The 547-nt window shown below is 43.7% G+C and carries 2 protein-coding genes; both read right to left on the bottom strand.

What is annotated here, in order from left to right; genetic code table 11:
- Nucleotides 1-93: 93 nt before the first annotated feature.
- A complete protein-coding gene (locus tag NWP14_RS27815) occupies nucleotides 94-303 on the bottom strand; it encodes a hypothetical protein (protein WP_375216322.1) in 210 nt (69 codons plus the stop codon).
- Nucleotides 304-313: 10 nt separating this feature from the next.
- The coding region (locus NWP14_RS27810) for a hypothetical protein (protein WP_375216321.1) at nucleotides 314-547 on the bottom strand (234 nt) is incomplete at its 5' end.

The raw sequence follows: 547 nt of genomic DNA, 5'->3' as shown, positions 1-547 counted from the left end.
GCATCCATTTCCTGATCAAAAGGGGAAACCTGCTCAATTGGCACCAGACGGCCCTTGCGGTCAGCCATATAGCCGTCAGGGATGATATTTTTTTCAGTGGACATTCTTATTACCTCGCTGTTCGTTTTTTAAAACCTTCACTTCTGATGGGTTCACTGAATGTGTTTTTACACACTCAACAATCGCGTTATTAACGCTTTCAACCAAAGCCTTTTCTCGTTTAGTACAGAACCCATCACCCTGGATTTGGCAACTAATACCGGATTCATCTTCTTCTATCGTTAAAACCAATTTCACCGTCATAAAACCATCCTTATTTATGTGAAGTCATTTCACGCCAGATAATGTGAGCGCCACGGAAAATGGTCATTTTCACCGTGTTTTTCACGCCGTCTTTATTCTCTGTAATTTCTACTGCATCGTGTTCCCATGATTTCAGCGGCCGTTCAACTTCAATCACGGGGCGGCGTAAATCATGAAAATCGACTACGGTCAGACCGGCACGCATCAGGCAGTTAATTGGCGCCATCAACTGCGGGTTATTAAT

The sequence above is a fragment of the Klebsiella sp. C349492 genome, from assembly GCF_042055345.1.
Taxonomy (GTDB): domain Bacteria; phylum Pseudomonadota; class Gammaproteobacteria; order Enterobacterales; family Enterobacteriaceae; genus Klebsiella; species Klebsiella scottii.
This window is presented reverse-complemented; position numbering and strand designations above follow the sequence as displayed.

Excerpts from the sequence above, each read along its gene's own strand:
- NWP14_RS27815 (WP_375216322.1), bottom strand. The coding sequence starts at position 303 with ATGACGGTGAAATTGGTTTTAACGATAGAAGAAGATGAATCCGGTATT.